General features: G+C 72.2%; 12 protein-coding genes and 1 riboswitch. Of the genes, 8 read left to right on the top strand and 4 right to left on the bottom strand.

The genetic code is table 11. The features are described from left to right. Positions 1–287 precede the first annotated feature (287 nt). Positions 288–2,228, bottom strand: coding sequence for a protein kinase domain-containing protein (locus tag WMF45_RS32630; RefSeq protein ID WP_437708962.1), 1,941 nt, complete (start codon positions 2,226–2,228; stop codon positions 288–290). Between the two features lie 197 nt (positions 2,229–2,425). Here WMF45_RS32630 and WMF45_RS32625 point away from each other — a divergent pair, with 197 nt between their 5' ends. From WMF45_RS32625 to WMF45_RS32590, 8 genes are all read left to right on the top strand, one after another. Next, the gene (locus tag WMF45_RS32625; protein ID WP_437708960.1) at positions 2,426–4,087 is read left to right on the top strand and encodes a sigma 54-interacting transcriptional regulator; all 1,662 of its coding nucleotides are present in this window, start codon (positions 2,426–2,428) and stop codon (positions 4,085–4,087) included. A gap of 105 nt (positions 4,088–4,192) precedes the next feature. Then, entirely contained in the window at positions 4,193–4,366 is a 174-nt protein-coding gene (locus WMF45_RS32620; RefSeq protein ID WP_437719685.1) for a hypothetical protein, read from the top strand. 363 nt (positions 4,367–4,729) lie between these two features. Beyond that, positions 4,730–6,172 carry a pectate lyase family protein gene (locus WMF45_RS32615; protein ID WP_437708958.1) on the top strand — a complete coding sequence of 481 codons (1,443 nt, stop codon included), beginning with the start codon at positions 4,730–4,732 and terminating at the stop codon, positions 6,170–6,172. A gap of 171 nt (positions 6,173–6,343) precedes the next feature. Continuing rightward, a riboswitch (guanidine-III (ykkC-III) riboswitch) is annotated at positions 6,344–6,412 on the top strand. Positions 6,413–6,433: 21 nt separating this feature from the next. After that, entirely contained in the window at positions 6,434–6,751 is a 318-nt protein-coding gene (sugE, locus tag WMF45_RS32610; protein WP_437708956.1) for a quaternary ammonium compound efflux SMR transporter SugE, read from the top strand. A 54-nt stretch (positions 6,752–6,805) separates the two neighbouring features. Continuing rightward, complete coding sequence (locus tag WMF45_RS32605; RefSeq protein ID WP_437708954.1) at positions 6,806–7,831, top strand: dipeptidase; 1,026 nt, start codon at positions 6,806–6,808, stop codon at positions 7,829–7,831. An 80-nt stretch (positions 7,832–7,911) separates the two neighbouring features. Beyond that, a complete protein-coding gene (locus WMF45_RS32600) occupies positions 7,912–8,676 on the top strand; it encodes a class I SAM-dependent methyltransferase (RefSeq protein ID WP_437708952.1) in 765 nt (254 codons plus the stop codon). Positions 8,677–8,714: 38 nt separating this feature from the next. Continuing rightward, positions 8,715–9,965 carry an NAD(P)/FAD-dependent oxidoreductase gene (locus WMF45_RS32595; RefSeq protein WP_437708950.1) on the top strand — a complete coding sequence of 417 codons (1,251 nt, stop codon included), beginning with the start codon at positions 8,715–8,717 and terminating at the stop codon, positions 9,963–9,965. 75 nt (positions 9,966–10,040) lie between these two features. Further along, the gene (locus WMF45_RS32590) at positions 10,041–11,780 is read left to right on the top strand and encodes a protein kinase domain-containing protein (protein ID WP_437708948.1); all 1,740 of its coding nucleotides are present in this window, start codon (positions 10,041–10,043) and stop codon (positions 11,778–11,780) included. Between the two features lie 30 nt (positions 11,781–11,810). Here WMF45_RS32590 and WMF45_RS32585 read toward each other — a convergent pair whose 3' ends face one another. From WMF45_RS32585 to WMF45_RS32575, 3 genes are read right to left on the bottom strand one after another with little or no spacing between them, the layout of a single operon-like run. Then, the gene (locus WMF45_RS32585; RefSeq protein WP_437708946.1) at positions 11,811–12,674 is read right to left on the bottom strand and encodes a hypothetical protein; all 864 of its coding nucleotides are present in this window, start codon (positions 12,672–12,674) and stop codon (positions 11,811–11,813) included. Between the two features lie 2 nt (positions 12,675–12,676). Beyond that, positions 12,677–13,543, bottom strand: a complete 867-nt coding sequence (locus tag WMF45_RS32580; RefSeq protein ID WP_437708944.1) for a hypothetical protein — start codon at positions 13,541–13,543, stop codon at positions 12,677–12,679. An 8-nt stretch (positions 13,544–13,551) separates the two neighbouring features. Continuing rightward, positions 13,552–15,753, bottom strand: a complete 2,202-nt coding sequence (locus tag WMF45_RS32575; protein ID WP_437708943.1) for a TonB-dependent receptor — start codon at positions 15,751–15,753, stop codon at positions 13,552–13,554. Between the last annotated feature and the right edge of the window lie 291 nt (positions 15,754–16,044).

Raw genomic sequence — 16,044 nt, 5'->3', positions numbered from 1 at the left:
CGGGATCGAACCGAACCGTCTGCGAATAGGAACTGCACGGCGCGTACCAGCCGTGCGTGCATGTCCGCTGCCCGGCCGACATGCGGGGATGCGGGCGTTTCCAGACCGGGATGTGACGGCGGCCGCGGGCGTTCCGTCGAGCGCGCGCGGCAACCTGTCGGCCGACGTGTCGGCCGACGTGTCGGCGGGCGTGCCGGCCGAGGTCTCGGCGCCGTGCCGGTGCCGTGCGGGCGGACATGTCGGCGCCGTGCGGCGCCCTGCCGGCCGACATGATGTCGGCGCGGCGCCTACGCCGGCCTGGGCTCCAGGGAGATCTGGACCGTCTGCTCCCCCTCGAGCAGCGGCCGCGCCACGTCGCGCCCCGCCACCCTGTAGACGGTCGTCGATTCACCCCTGGGCCAGATGCTCCGCGCGCCGGCGCTCTCGAACTTGAACTCCTGCCGGGCGGCCCGGCAGACCGACTCGTCGACGAGGATCTCCCCGGACAGCGCTGCGCGCGCGAGGTGGGAGGCGGCGTTCACGGCCTGCCCGAGCACCGTGTAGCCGAGCCGGGCGCACGCGTGCGAGCCGACCTCCGCCGCCAGGACGCTGCCGGTCGAGACGCCCGCGCATACCCCCTGAGCGTACGGTGAATCGTTCCCCGTACGCCGGGCGACCGTCTCGAGCTGCTCGCGTACGGCGACGCATGCCGAGAGCGCCCGGTCGAGGTGCTCCGGCCCGTGGAACACCGCCATGACGGCGTCGCCCACGAATTTGTCCACGATGCCTCCCTGCGCCAGGAGCTCCGGGACGATCACCTCGAAGTTGGCGTTGAGCAGCCGCGTGGCCTCAGCGGGCGGCTTCTCCTGCGCCACGCGGGTGAACCGGAAGACATCGACGAACGCGACGGTCGCCTCCAGCGCCTCGCTCGCGGCTGCGCCCGCGGGCCCGAGCGCCCGGAGCCGCTCCACCAGGGCCGAGTTCGTGAACTTCCGCAGGATATCGTTCTCCTCGTTCGCCTGGGCTTTCTGTCGCTGCTGCTCCGCGGAGCGGAGGGACTTCTCCAGCGTGGTCTCGAGGTCGGCGAAATCGAGCGGCTTGAAGAGGAAGTCGAACGCCCCCCGGTTCATGGCGCGACGGATGTTGGTCATGTCGCCGTACGCGGACACGATCACCGTCCTCGCGAGCGGGTTCACCTCGGGGATGTGCTCGAGCAGGGTGAGCCCATCCATGACGGGCATGTTGATGTCGGCGACGACGACATCGATGTCCGGGTGTCGCCGGAGCTCCTCGATGGCGTGCTGGCCGTTGTCGGCGAAGATGAGCTCGTAGGCGGAGCCCTTCTTGTTGTGCCGAAAATGCATCTTCAGCAGGAGCTGCATGTCGGGCTCGTCATCGACGATGAGGATCTTGGCGGGCTTGCTCCCCGCGTCGCACACCGCGGCGAACGCCGTGATGAGCTCGCGGGACGACTGGAATCTCCGGGTCCGGTCCTTTGCCAGGGCGCGCTCGAAGAATCGATCGAACCCGGGGAGCAAGGCGGCGTCGAGCGACGAGGGCGGCGGGAACGGATCGGTGCAGATGCTGACGATGAGCCCTGGCAGGTTTTCTGTTGAGAACGGAAAGTGGCCAGTGAGCGCGCGGTAGGCGATGACGCCGAGCGACCAGAGGTCGGTCAGGGGGTGGGGAACAGCGCCGCGGACCTGCTCCGGGCTCATGTACGCGGGAGTTCCAATGCGCGTGCCGCTCCAGTCACGCGCATCGAACAGCCGCCACCCCACGCCGAAATCGAGGATCTTCACGGACTCGCCGGACGCACCCCGGGCGAGGAAGATGTTCGCGGGCTTGAGATCACAGTGGACAATGCCTGCCGCGCTCGCTGCCTCGAGGCCCGAGCTGAGCTGCCGGAGCAAGGACAGCACAGCCGCCGGCGGGAGCTGGCGCGTGCGGCGGAGCCGGCTCTCGAGGTCTTCGCCCTCGAGCAGCTCCATGACGATATAGGGAGAACCCTCATCGATTCCGTAGTCGTGGACTTGGACGATGTGCTCGTTACGGAGACGGGCGACGGTCGTCGCCTCCTGCTCGAAGCTGCTCCTTGCGTCGAAGGAGACGACGTTCTCGGGCATCATCCGCTTCAGCGCCACCGGCCGGCGGAGCATCTGATCGAAGGCCTCCCAGACGATGCCCATGCCGCCGCGGCCGATCTCACGCCGCAGCGCGTATCTCCCGCCGACCGTTTGGCCCTTCACAAAGGAAAACTACTACGCTCGAGCGCACATCGTGTCAACTGGCGTTACGGTATCCGCGCCCAGGCGACGACGGCGCCAAAGCGGCTCGGTGTGCTCGAATGTGCGCGTCGCGCAAGACGTGGAGGAGCGTGGAGGAACCGAACGCCGGCTCCGCTGAGCTTGCAAGTCTTTTCGGTGGGCGCGTATCCTCCCGCCCCATGGTGACCGAGCGAACAGGGCTCACCACGATCGCGAACGCGACGACGCTGCACCCCGACACGAGCCCCTCGCGGCGGGCATGCACACGCCTCGCTCCGTCCCTGTCCGTCCTCTACCATCCTCGTCTCGAGCGCATCGGTGAGCGCGCCGTCCTCGCCGACCTCGCGCTTCGCGATGCGGTCGCGCTGTCGCGCATGGAGCCGTACTTCGGTCCACCGGGTGCGATCGGCGATGCGCCGCTCGGGGATACCCACCTGAGCCGCAAACCCCTGCGCATCATCGCGCTGCCCGACGACCGGATCCGGCTGGACGCGGCGGAGCGCGGCTCCCACGTCGCGGTGGACGGCGCCCCGCTGGAGGGGAGCCGCGATTTCTCGCTCGGCGAGGTGACGCGGGGGGTCGTTATCGAGCTCGCCAGTCGCGTTGTCCTGCTGCTCCACATGGTCGATCCGTCCCCGCGCGAGCCGGGGGAGCGCCTTGGCCTGGTTGGTGATAGCGACCTTCTGGAGCGGACGCGGTGGCATATCCGCCGCGTCGCCGACCTAGGAGCTGCGGTGCTCCTCCGCGGCGAGACGGGCACGGGAAAGGAGCTCGTCGCGAGGGCGATCCACGAGGCCGGCAGCCGGCGCAATCAGCCCTTCGTGGCCGTCAACATGGCGGCGATCCCTCCGTTGCTGGCGGCGGCGGAGCTCTTCGGCGCCGAGCGCGGATCGTATACCGGCGCCCTGCGCGACCGTCCCGGTTACTTCGGCTCGGCCGAGGGAGGGACGCTCTTCCTCGACGAGATCGGCGAAGCGCCGCCCGACGTGCAGGCGATGCTCCTCAGGGCGCTCGAGACGGGCGAGATCCAGGCGGTGGGCGCCCAGCAGCCGAAGAAGACGCGCATTCGACTCATCACCGCCACGGACGCCGATCTGGAGGCCAAGGTGGCCGAGGGGGCTTTTCGCGCTCCGCTGCTCCACCGCCTGGCCGGTTACGAGATCTCGCTCCCTCCGCTCCGCGATCGCCGGGACGATCTCGGGCGCCTGCTCCTCCACTTCCTGCGCGAGGAGCTGGCGGCCTCGGGCGATGCGCATCGGCTCGACGCGCCGCGGCCCGACGGCGCCCCGTGGTTGCCGGCGTCCGTGGTGGCCCGGCTCGCGCGGTACGACTGGCCGGGGAACGTCCGTCAGCTCCGGAACGTGGCGCGGCAGCTGGTCGTGGGGAGCCAGGGCGCGGCGCGTCTGGAGGGGGCGCCGGCGCTCGATCACCTGCTCCAGCGGGCAGCCCCGGAGCAGCGGAGCCACGCCGACGGCGATCGCGCGGCTGCGGCGAGAGCGGCGCGGCCGGAGAGCGCCACGGCGGCGCGGGCGAGCTCGGGCTCGGGGAAGGGCGCCGGCTGGCGCAAGCCCTCCGACGTGCGGGAAGAGGAGCTGATCGACGCGCTCCGCCGGAGCCGGTGGGATTTCAAGGCCGCCGCCGAGCAGCTCGGGGTCTCGCGGACGTCGCTCTATGCGCTCGTGGAGAGCTGCCCGCAGGTCCGCCAGGCGAGTCATCTCGCGCCGGACGAGGTCGCCCGCTGCTACGCGGAGTGTGGTGGACACATCGACGCGATGGTGGAGCGCCTCATGGTCTCCAAGCGGGCGCTTCAGCGCAGGATCCGTGAGTTGCGTCTGGGATAGTCGGTCCTGCCGGAACGGAGCCGGTCTGTCTGACGCATTGGGGGGAACATGGGAATTCGTTGCTTCCGTCGACGTGTGGCGTCCGGGGTCGTCCCCGGTTGCCTGGTGACCACGCTTGTCCTCGTGGGCGCGCGGGGCGACGGCGCCCGGCTGACGTTCACCTGCGCGCCGCCGGGCTCCGGGGAGCGCGTCGCGCTCGACCGCGACGCCGATGGCTCCCTCGACGGCGACGAGCGCGACGCGTGCAGCGATCCCGCGGATCCTGCCAGCACGCCGTGATGGGGACTCGCGGTGTCATGAGCCCGCTCGTGCGCTGCTCGTGCAGGATAACCAGCATCGCTTCATCTGGCGATATGGAATTCTCAGATCGATTTTGATGTGCCCTGTCGCACAGATTGGCAATTGTCGATTGCCATCGATGAATCGATTCCTGTAGGGTCATCACAGTACGGCTTGCGGTGAAGAGCGCCGCTCAAGACCTCCTGCGCCAGGCAGCCGAGGGCGGGCCCATCGCGTCGCTGCTCCGCGTCGCCCTGCTTCATCAGGGCACATCGTCGCGCCCAGCGCCGCGCCCACCCTGGGCTTCCTTGCTCGATCCGGTCTTGTTCGGCGCCTGATACGTACGAAAGGGGAACGAGACACATGGCATTCCTTCCTACTTGCTCTTCCATCGGCGCACAGGGTCTCCGCCGCTTCGGCTGCGCGATCGCCGCGGTCTCTGCGCTCACGGCGATATCGGCTCCAGCCAGCGCGCTCCCGTCGTTTCCGGGGGCAGAGGGCTTTGGCGCCGTCGCGACCGGCGGGCGCGGCGGGCGCGTCATCAAGGTCACCAACCTGCGCACGAGCGGGTCGGGGAGCCTCCAGGCGGCCCTCGACGCCAGCGGGCCGCGCATCATCGTCTTCGACGTGAGCGGCGTGATCGAAGGGGATGTCGTCATCCGGAACGGCGACGTGACGATCGCGGGCCAGACGGCCCCCGGCGCGGGCATCACCATCCGCGGTCGCTTGACCGCCAGGTACTCCACCGCGGTCAACAACATCATTGCACGGTTCTTGCGGGTCCGGCCCGTGTACGACGGCTCGGCCGGAGAGCAGTTCGACGCGACGCAGATCTCGCGGAACTCGAAGGTGATGCTCGATCACATGTCGATCGCCTGGGGCGTCGACGAGACCGTGGACCTCTATGAGGCAGATGACGTCACGGTCCAGTGGTCCACCATCGAGTCGTCGGCGACCACGGGGCATCCAGAGGGGATGCATAATTACGGTCTCATCAACGGCCCTGATGGCCACCGGATCACGCTCCACCACAACCTGTTCGCCCACCACAAGGCGCGTTGCCCCGCGGTCGCGAACGGCCCGGCCGACATCCGCAACAACGTGGCCTACAACGTGAGGCACGGGTTCGTGCACCACAACCGGGCGAGCGGCCAGTTCAACATCGTTGGCAACACCTACATCAAGGGGCCGAGCGATCAGCTGATCCCGTTCTACTTCGACGGCAGCGCCGGCGCGGGGCTCAAGTACTTCCTCGGCGACAACTACATCGACGATCCCGGGAAGTTCACGGGCACCGTCGAGAACCCCTGGAAGCAGCCGTACCTCCACCCGAGCTTCAGCAAGCTCAACAAGCCCGAGTCGTACCGCTCGGCGACGCAGTTCGATTTCACGCGGGATGTCCCGGGGTACATCCCGGTGACGACGCAACGCGCGCAGGACGCGGCTCGGCTCGTCGCCGCGCAGGCGGGCTCGCTGCCGCGCGACGTGGTGACGAAGGGCGTCTTCAAGAACATGGAGCGCCGCGACGGCTCGTGGGGCGCCCGCTACGTGAGCAACCTGATGGAGGGGCTCAGCCCGGGGACGGCCCCCGCGGACGCCGACCGCGACGGCATGGCGGACGCGTGGGAGCAGGCGCGCGGCCTCAGCTCGTCGAACGCGAGCGACCACACCAAGGTGATGCCGTCCGGATACACCGCGATCGAGGAGTACATCAACGAGCTCGCCGCCGCGCTGATCCGCCAGGCGGGGGGCAGCTTCTCGATGCTCCCGGACGAGGGGGGAATCGAGGAGCAAATCGAGGAGTAGATCGAGTAGCGAGCTCCAGGAGAGCGCGATCGAGGCGCCGCGGCGCGGTCCAGCGCACCGCGCCGCTCCGCCCAGCGGAGCGGGAGCGGCGGCGACGGTGCGGCCTCGAGGCGCGGCGCGGCGCCGGCTGGCCTGCCTGTTGCGCAGGCCGTCGCCGCTGCTAGGTTCCCCGCGGCGCTCCTTCAGACAGAGCGTCCCGGACGAGACGCGCCGTACCCGGTCAGGATAAGACGACGCAGCCGCATCACGAGGAGAGTCGTCATGTCCTGGCTGGCGTTGCTCCTGGCAGGCCTGCTCGAGGTCTGCTGGGCTATCGGTCTCAAGTACACACACGGCTTCACGCGCCCGCTGCCAACGGCGCTCACGGTCGGCGCGATCATCACGAGCATCGCGCTCCTCGAGAGCGCCTCGCGGACCTTGCCCATCGGCACGGCGTACGCCGTCTGGGTCGGCATCGGCGCGTTCGGGGCGGCGGTCGCGGGCATCCTCCTGTTCGGCGAGCCCGCCACGGCCGCGAGGCTCGGTTTCCTCGCGCTGCTCGTTGTGTCCATCCTCGGCCTCAAGCTGGCGAGCCCCTGAGCCCTCGTCGCCCGGCGCGCGACCGGCCGCCTCGGGTCGACTAGCCTTCCCTCCATGCACGGAACACCCGAAGCCCGCGCCCTGCACGCGCAGTACCCCGCCATCGATCTCCACGCCGACAGCCTCATGTGGGCGCGCTGGGTCGGTTACGATCTGCAGGAGCGGCACGAGCCGCCGCTGCCGCTCGCGGCCCTCGGCGGGCACGTCGACGTCCCGCGGCTCCGCGAGGGCGGCGTCGGCGCGCAGTTCTTCGGGCTGGTCTCGCTGCCCATCGGACAGCGGCGCGGGCTCGCCGCCGTCGTCGAGGAGCAGATCGATCTCCTGGAGCAGGCCGTCCGCGCGCGGCCCGGCCGCCTCGTGAAGGCGCTCACGGCCGAGGACATCGAGGCGGCGAGGGCCAGCGGCGCCGTCGCGGCGCTGCTCGGCGTCGAGGGGGCGCACGCGCTCGAAGGCGATCTCGACACCCTCGCTCGCTTCGCGCGGCGCGGCGTGCGCTACCTCGGCCTCTGTCATTTCAGCGCCAACGAGGCGTGTTATCCCGCCTACGGCAGCGGCCGCAGGGATGGTGAAGGCCTCACCGCCTTCGGCCGCGACGTCGTGCGCCTCGCCGAGGATCTCGGCGTCATCGTCGATCTCGCGCACATCAACCGGGCAGGCTTCCTCGATGCATGCGCGCTCGCCCGCCGCCCACCCATGGTCAGCCACACGGGGATCGCCGGCGCGTTCGATCACTGGCGCAACATCGATGACGATCAGCTCCGCGCGCTCGCCGATCGCGGCGGGTGCGCCGGGATCATCTTCTGTCCGATCTATCTCGGAGGAAACGGGCTCGCGCCCGTCGTCAAGCACCTCGTGCACATCATCAACGTTGCCGGCGAGGACACGCCGGCGCTCGGATCCGATTGGGACGGTTTCATCATTCCCACTCGTGAGCTGCGTGATGCGGCCCATCTTCCGCTCTTGACGGATGCGCTGCTGCGAGCTGGCTTGAGCGAGCGTGTGATCGCCAAGGTGCTTCGAGAGAACGTGATGCGCATTTTGAGCGACAACCCGCTTCCAACGCGGCTCCCGGTTGCGTAGCCTCTCTCGACGGGCCGTCGGGGTGGGTGGTCCCTCCGGCGCTGCGCGAGATCCTCCTTAACGCGGAGCGGGTGCAGACCATGACTCTCCATCGCCTCGCTGCACAGGGCTACGCGACTGCAGCGGATGCTTACGAGAAGGGGCGCCCGGACTACCCGCGCGGCGCGATCGAGCTCCTGCGCGACACGCTCCGCATCGACGCGACGAGCACGGTGCTCGATCTCGGCGCCGGCACCGGCAAGCTCACGCGCCTCCTGGTGCCCACGGGCGCGCGGTTGCTCGCGCTCGAGCCGGTCGAGGGGATGCGCCGCAAGCTGGGCCAGATGGTCCCGTCCGCCATCCCGCTCGATGGGGTCGCCGAGGCCATCCCCTTGCCCGAGACATCGATCGACGCCGCGGTCGCCGCGCAGTCGTTCCACTGGTTTCACGGTGATCTCGCGCTCGCCGAGATCCACCGCGTGCTCCGGCCGAGAGGGCGCCTCTCCCTGCTCTTCAACCTGCGCGACGAGCGCGTCGACTGGGTCGCCCGCATCTCCCACATCCTCGACCGCCACGGCCGGGATGCTCCGATACACAGGTTCGGCGCCTGGCGCCGGACGTTCTCCGACTCCCGCCTGTTCGCGCCGCTCGGAGAGCACGAGTTCACCCATACGCAGGAGCTCGACCTCGATGGGCTCCTCGAGCGGGTCGCGTCGATCAGCTACATCTCGGCGCTCCCCTTGCAAGAGCGTTATGCGGTGCTGAACGAGATCCGCGAGCTGGCCGCGAGCCACCCGGACCTCGCGGGCAAGAGCGTGTACCTCTTCCCCTACCGGACGCTGGTGCCCCTGTACGAGCGGCGGTGAGCCCGCCGGCGGGGGCGCCGTGCTAGAGCGGCCCCCGCATGGCGGCGCATGAAGTCGTGATCGTCGGAGGCGGGCCGGCGGGCGTGAGCACGGCGCTCTTCCTCGCCCACCATCGCCCGGCCCTCGCCGACAGGATCGTGGTGCTCGAAAAGGAGCGCTACCCGCGGGACAAGTCCTGCGCGGGCGGCCTCGGCGAGCGAGCGGACAGGGCGCTCTCGTCGATCGGGGTGACGATCGACGTGCCCTCGGTCGTTGTGCACGGCATCAGCGCGGCGTTCCAGGCCGGCGAGGTCGCGCTCCGCGAGGGCCACATCGGCCGCGTCGTCCGGCGCGCCGAGTTCGATCGCGCGCTCGCGCTCGCCGCGCTGGCGCGGGGCGTCCGGATCGTGGAGGGGGCGCGGGTGACGGGCGCCGCGCTGAGCGAGGACGGCGCCCGCGTCGAGAGCTCGGCCGGGGTGTTCGACGGCCGCGTCGTCGTCGGCGCGGACGGCGTCGGCAGCGTCGTTCGCCGCGCGATGGGGCTGCCGTTCGGCAGGCTGCGCGCGCAGGCCGTCGAGGTCGACACCGAGCCCGTCGCGGGGGACCGGGCGCGCGACCTCCTGCACTTCGAGATGCGGGACCGCTCGTTCGCCGGCTACCTGTGGGACTTCCCCACGATCGTCGACGGGCGGGAGCTCGTCTGCCGGGGGGCCTACGTGCTGCACGAGGGCGCGCTCGGCATGGCGCGCCCCGCGCCCGACGCCGAGCGCGTGCTCCGGAGCCGGCTCGAGGCGCTCGGCCTCGACCCGGACCGGTACCGGCGAAAGCGCTTCGCCGAGCGAGGCCTCGACCGGCGGGCCGTGATCGCGCGGCCTGCCGCCCTGCTCGTCGGCGAGGCCGCGGGCATCGATCCGATGCTGGGCGAGGGGATCGCCCAGGCGATCGCGTACGGGGCCCTCGCGGGCGAGTACCTCGCCGAGAAGCTCGACGCCCGCGATCTCGGGTTCCACGACTGGGGCCGGCGCGTCGAGCGATCGCTGCTGGGCCTCGACCTGCGCTTCCGGCGCCGGGTGATGCGCGCCTTCTACGGCGCGCCGCGGGAGCGCGTCGAGCGTTACCTCCTCGGGGAGCCGTCGTTCCTGCGCTTCGGCGTCCGGCACTTCGCCGGCAGAGCCCAGCCGGCGGGCGACGTGCTCCGCGCCGCGGCGACGGGCGCGCTCGTCGCGGGCCGGATCGGGATCGAGCGCCTCGTCGCGTCGCTCCCGCCGCGCGCGCGCAGCGCGGGCAGCGCCGACAGCGCGCACGCCTGACGAGGCGGCGAGGCGGCGAGGCGCGCCCGTGAGCCCCGACATCCCGCGATGGCCACCATGCTAGCATCGCCCGCCATGGTCGCGCCGTTCCAGCCGGCGGTCGGGATGCTCTTCGGAGAGTTCCGGATCGTTCGGCCCCTCAGCGCCGGGGGCATGGGCGCCGTGTACATCGCCGAGCAGGCGAGCACTGGCAAGCTGCGGGCCCTCAAGCTCATGCACCCACAGCTCTGCGCGGACGCCCGGCTGCGCGAGCGCTTCGAGCAGGAGGCGCGCGTCGGCGCGCTGGTGGAGAGCGATCACGTCGTGCAGGTGATCGGCGCCGGCGTGGACGCCGCCAGCGGCGTGCCCTGGCTCGCGATGGAGCTGCTCGAGGGGGAGGATCTCTCGCAGCGGATGAGGCGCAGCGGGCTGCTCTCGGCGCAGGACGTGTACGAGATCTTCCGGCAGGTCTGCCACGCGCTCGGCGCCGCCCACCGGGCGGGCGTGGTCCACCGGGACATGAAGCCGCAGAACGTCTTCCTCGCGAAGACGCAGAGCGCGACGGCGCGCTGGTCGGTCAAGGTCCTCGACTTCGGCATCGCCAAGATCGCCGCGGAGGCGAGCACGATGGCGACCGCGTCGCTCGGCACGCCCCTCTGGATGGCGCCCGAGCAGTCCGATCCGCGCGGGCAGATCTCGCCGGCGACCGACGTGTGGGCGCTCGGGCTGATCGCGTTCGCGCTGCTCACCGGGCGCATGTACTGGCGCGCCGCGAACGACCCGATGGGCACCGCGATGCCGGTGCTGCTCCGCGAGATCCTCTTCGAGGCGATCGACCCGGCGTCGGTGCGCGCGACGGCGCTCGGGCGCGCCGGCTGTATCGTGCACCCGTTCGACGCCTGGTTCGCGCGCTGCGTCGCGCGGGAGCCGTCGCAGCGCTTCCAGACGGCGCAGGACGCGTTCGACGCGCTCGGCCCGGCGCTCTTCGTCGACCCGCGCAGCGTGCGCGCCGCCGGCGGCGCGATCTCGGTGGTGCCGTTCAGCGCCGCGGCGGCGCTCACCCCGGCGGGGCCTGCCTCGCGCCTGTCGATGACCGGACCGACCGAGATGGCCTCGGACGCGCGGCGCTCGCCGTCGTCGCCCGCCGGCGCGGGCGCATCGTCGTCGCCCGTCAGCGCGCGCCCCCCGGTGACGCCCGCGCCCGTCCTGGCGAGCAGCGCGCCGCCGGAGGCCCCTCCGAGGCCCGCGCGGCGGGGGCCGCTGCTCCTCGCGTGCAGCCTGGCCGGCGGCTTCGCGATGGCGGTGATCGCCTTTTACGCCGGCCGCGCGCAGAGCGACGTCCGGCTTGTGCAGCGCCTGCCGGTGCCGGCGCACCCGACGGTGGTCAGCCCGGGCCGCGGCGGCGACGCGCGCTCGCCGGCGCCGGCGGGCGACGCGGACGGCGCGGGCGAGCGGCAGCCGTCGCCTGGCCCTCGCGACGCTCCGGCGCCGGCGCCCGCGCCGAGGTCGCCGCGCCCCACGCGCGAAGGCACCGCGCCGGCGGCGACGGCGCAGCCGAGCGCGGCGAGACCGTTCGATCGCGGCGCGGCCCACGCGGCGCTGCAAGCGAAGGGCGCCACCGCGCGGATCCACTGCAAGGGCAAGGCGGGTCCGAAGGCGGTGACGGCGCGGGTGTTCTTCAACCCCGCGGGCACCGTGCAGCGCATCGCGATCGAGCCGCAGGTCGCGATGACCCCGGCCGGGAGCTGCGTGCAGATGCTGCTCGGCTCCGCGCGGGTCCCGGCGTTCGACGGGGGCGAGCTCCAGGACGTCACGACGGCGGTCGGGATCGAGTGATCGCCGCGGGCGAGCCCGCGGCCGGCCCCGTCAGGGATCGACGGAGACGCACTCGCCCTCGCCGCGGTAGTGCCCGATCGTGCGCGAGAGCGCCGCGACGAACGCCCCGAGATCATTGATGTTTCCGGCGCTGCCCGTCCCGTAGGTGCCCTCCTCGATCTCGACGAGGCGCACCGCGGCGAGCTCCTCCAGGGTGACGGCCCCGTCGTCGTCGGCGTCCGCGGCGGCGATGGGCGCGAACCGGCGCGCGGCTGTCGCGGCCTGGAGGTCGTCGTAGAAGAAGTGGTCGCCGTGGATGGTGAGCTCCACGTCGTCGGTGCCGCCGTTCGTGACGAGGACGCCCTCGGTCTCCTTGCCGGCCTTGTCGCCCTTGCAGTCGGCGTAGCGCGTCGCGAGCGAGAAGGTCCAGTCGAGGCGCTTCTCGACCTCGCCGCCGTCGCCGCTCTTCCGCGCGATCGCCTCGATGTGCACGGACGCTCCCGCCGCGAGCATGAGCGCCTTGTCCTCCTCCGTCGCGCCCTCGAGCGCTGTGTCCGCGTCCACCGGGCCGATCTCGTAGGAGACGGCCTCCCAGGGCTTCGCCTCGAGGTCGTCGAAGGTCACCACCGGCTTGGCGCCGGCCTTCGTGTGGTCGAACAGGATCGAGCCCTGCATGCGCGCTCCGACGTTCCCCTCGCGATCGGCGACGGTGACGTTCCGGACGACGAACAGGAACTTCTCGTACTGGATGCTCCAGCCGTCCGCGAGATCGGCGGCCGGGATCTCCTGCTCGATGTAGTCCTCTCCCCACGTCGAGAACGCCACGCTCCCGGCCCCTGGCTCGCCTTCGCCGCAGCCGGCGAGCGCCGCCGCGGCGAGCGCCGCCGCCATCCACAGTCCCTTCGTGGTCCTCATCGTCATTCTTTCTCCTCCGGGGAGCCGGGCGCAAACGAGAGCGCGTAGGCCGTCCCCTTCTTGAGGCCCCGCGTGAAGCCGCGCTGGGCCTGGCTCTCGGGCTCGAGGTCGACCGGCGCGCCGTCCTCGCTCGCGGCGACGGCCTCGAAGTCGACCTGATCGAGCCAGACCGCCGGCTTCACGACGAGCGTGACGACGCCGGGCCCGTCGAGGAAGACCTCCTCGAAGACGCACCCCTCCACCGACGGCTCGCCGGTCGCGTCGTCGAGCACGTCGGCGGCCAGCGCGCGCGCGCGGAACACCCGAGCGAGCTCCCCCTTCTCGGCGCGGCCTTCCACGCCGACGACGTGCCCTTCGAGCGCCGCGGCGAGCGGGCCCGAGGGAGGCGCGCCGAACGTGAAGCGCGCGGATCGCGCGACGCCGCTCACGGCGTCCGCGTCCGCGAGCGCCGTCGTCCCCAGCAGCAGGTCGACCGAGGTCGCCTGCGTCATCTGGCCCCTCGCCTCGCCGGCCTGGTAGTGGCCCGGGTGCGCGTGCGCCTCGGGCACGGCCCACCGGGCGAGCCGCTCCAGCAGCGAGGGGCCGCCGCCCGGCGAAGGCCGCCGCGCCGTGAACGGGGCGCCTTCGAAGTAGTGGAGCGATCCGATCGCCAGGTGCGCCTTCGACAGCGTGATGGTCCAGCCGAGCGCGTTCGTGAACGGCGCGACCGACGCCGCGTCGGGCGCGATCTGCGTCGCCAGGGTCAGGCGCTTGCCAGAGGTCGCGTCGTCGCCTCCGGCGCCGCACCCGGCGGCGAGCGCGCCCGCGGCGAGCGCCGCGGCGAGGGCGGCGCGCCGGCGGCACAGGGTCTGTGCGGTGGTGGATGTCATCGAGGTCCTCAGCCGATGTAGAGGGAGAGCGAAGCGAGGAAGCTGCGCGGGGCGCCGACCGTCACGTGCCGCGCGGGGAGGAGGTCGGGCGCCGCGCCGCGGGTGAAGCTCGAGGGGTAGACGAACTCGCCGTCGAACCACGCCGCGTCGAGGAGGTTGTAGACGTCGAGCCCGAGCTCGACGCGGTGGTAGCGGACGTGCGCCGTCACGTCGGTGACCAGCGCGTCGTGGCCGAGCTCTCCGTACGGCAGGGGGCGGCCGTGGAGCAGCGTCACGCCGGCGCCGGCGCGGGCCTCGAGGCGCCGGCCGAAGAGCGCGCCGAGGCGCGGCGTCACCGCGAGATCGGCGCGGGCGACGACCTGGGGCACGAAGGGGAGGAGATCGCCCGCCGCGTAGCGCCCGCCGGAGGCCGTGAAGGCGGCCCGGGTGTACGTCAGGCCGACGCTCGACACGAGCCACGGCGCGGGGTGCGCCACCGCGTCGAGGGCCACCCCGGTGCGGGCCGTGGCGGGCACGGGCTCGTTGCGGGCGGTCGCCTCGTCGAAGACGAGATCCTCGCTGAGGCGCGTGTGGAACAGCGCCGCCGACGCCCGCACGAGCTCGTCGGCGTAGCGGAGCCCGGCCTCGGCGGAGAGCACCCGCGTGAAGGGGGTCCGCTCGCCGTCGCCCAGGCTGCGCGCCTGGGGCGAGCGGAACCCCTGGCCCACGCTGGCGAGCGCGCGGAGCCCGGGGAACAGCGCCACGTCGACCGTGCCCTTGCCGCCCACGTGGACGCCCTGCGCGCTGCGCGCCTGCGCCCCCTGGCCGACGTTGTCGGCGACCTGGTACGCGAGGCCGTCGGCGCGCAGCCCGCCGCGCAGCGTGATCCGCCGCGCCGGCCGGATCGACGCGTCGAGGTAGCCGGCGATGTCGGTCGCGCGGATCTTCGCGTCGATGAGCGTGGCGGTCGGCCTGTCGTCGACGGCCGCGAGGCGCCGCTGCGACTGCTCGATCCAGTCGGTGCGCGCGACGACGCCCGCCTCGAACGTGTCGCGGTCGGAGAGCAGCGGAAAGGTGAGCCGGTAGGACGCGGTGGCGCCCGCCGTGATCGCCTCGTTGAGCTGCTGGGTGGCGTCGCCGTTCGTGGGGTCCGCGAGGTACCCGGTGAAGTTCGAGCGCAGCCGGAGCGCGCGCAGCACGACGAACGGCGTCAGCGAGAGGCCCTCCCCGCGGGCGGCGCCGTCGCCCGAGCCGCGCAGATCGACGACGAGCTGCGCGCGCGACGAGTCGCCGCCCTGATCGGGATCGTACGAGGCGAAGCGGTCGACCTTGCCCGACTCGATGTCGCAGAGGCGCAGGACGCCGGCGGAGCCGCAGCGGGCGGCGAACGCCGACGCCATCACCCGGGCGGAGACGCCGGCGAGCGGCCGGTAGACGGCCTGCGCGACGAGCGAGGCCCGGCCGGCGGCGCGGGCGGGCCCGAAGCCGTCGGTCCCGTACGCCTCGAAGGCCGCGAACGTGGCGTCGTCCGCGTTCTCGGGGTGGTAAGCGAGGAAGAGCCGGCGCGCGCCAAACGAGCCCGCGGAGGCGGTGGCGGTGATCCCCGGCTCGCCGTAGGCGAGATCGAAGCGCATCGTGCCGGCGACCGCGAAGTCGCCCTGGCGCGGGTCGTACGACCCCGGCTGCGCGCGGAGCTCGCCGATCACCTCCGGCATCACGAAATGCAGGTCGGTATAGCCCTGGCCGTGGACGTTGGAGACCTCGTTGACCGGCGCGCCAGCGACCCAGATCTCGAGGTCCTGTCCATGGACCGCGTCGAAGCCGCGGAAGAAGATCTGGTGCGCCTTGCACTCGCCGCTGTGCTGGGAGGTGAACACGCCCGGCACGAGCTGCAGCACGTCGCTCGCCGTCCGGTGGGGCGCCGCCCGGATCTCCGCCTGCCCGCGCACCGACTCCGAGGCGCTGCGCGGCGGCGCCGCGCCCTGCACGACGACCGTGATGGGCGCGGCGTCGGACGCGGGTGCCGCTCCGCCCGCGGCGCCGGATGCGGGCGCCGCTGCGTTGGCGCCGCCGGAGGCATCGCCGCCCGCCGACGTTGCCGCTCCGGGCCCGGCCGCGGGCGGAGGCGAGGCGCCGGCGCGTGCAGGCGCCGCGCTGTCGCCGGCGCGCGCAGGCGCGGCGGACGCGATGACAAGAAGCAGCGGGAGCGCCGTGCTCAGGGAGCGGATCACAGGTGGGCTGCCCAGTAGCACGATTTTATCGATTCGTGTTATCACGCGGACGAGCACGCTCGCCCGGCGGGCGCGCCGGCGGTTTGGTCGACGTCGCAGTCGGCGAGTGCGTTCGTCGGTGGCGTCGCTGTCTGCTGGCCGCCGAAGGCTGCACCGAGGCCGTCCGCGAGCCCTCTTTCGACGCTGGATCGACTCGCGCTCTCGGGCGGATCGCGATAGCGACAACATGTCGCATTCAGGCGAGGGGCGACGCGGCCTACCGTGGCGCGCATCGTTCTTGGGAGGACGCTC

The sequence above is a fragment of the Sorangium sp. So ce448 genome (assembly GCF_051520915.1).
GTDB lineage: Bacteria > Myxococcota_A > Polyangia > Polyangiales > Polyangiaceae > Sorangium > Sorangium cellulosum_B.
The sequence above is the reverse complement of the archived record's forward strand: the minus strand, read 5'-3'. Positions and strand labels throughout refer to the sequence as shown.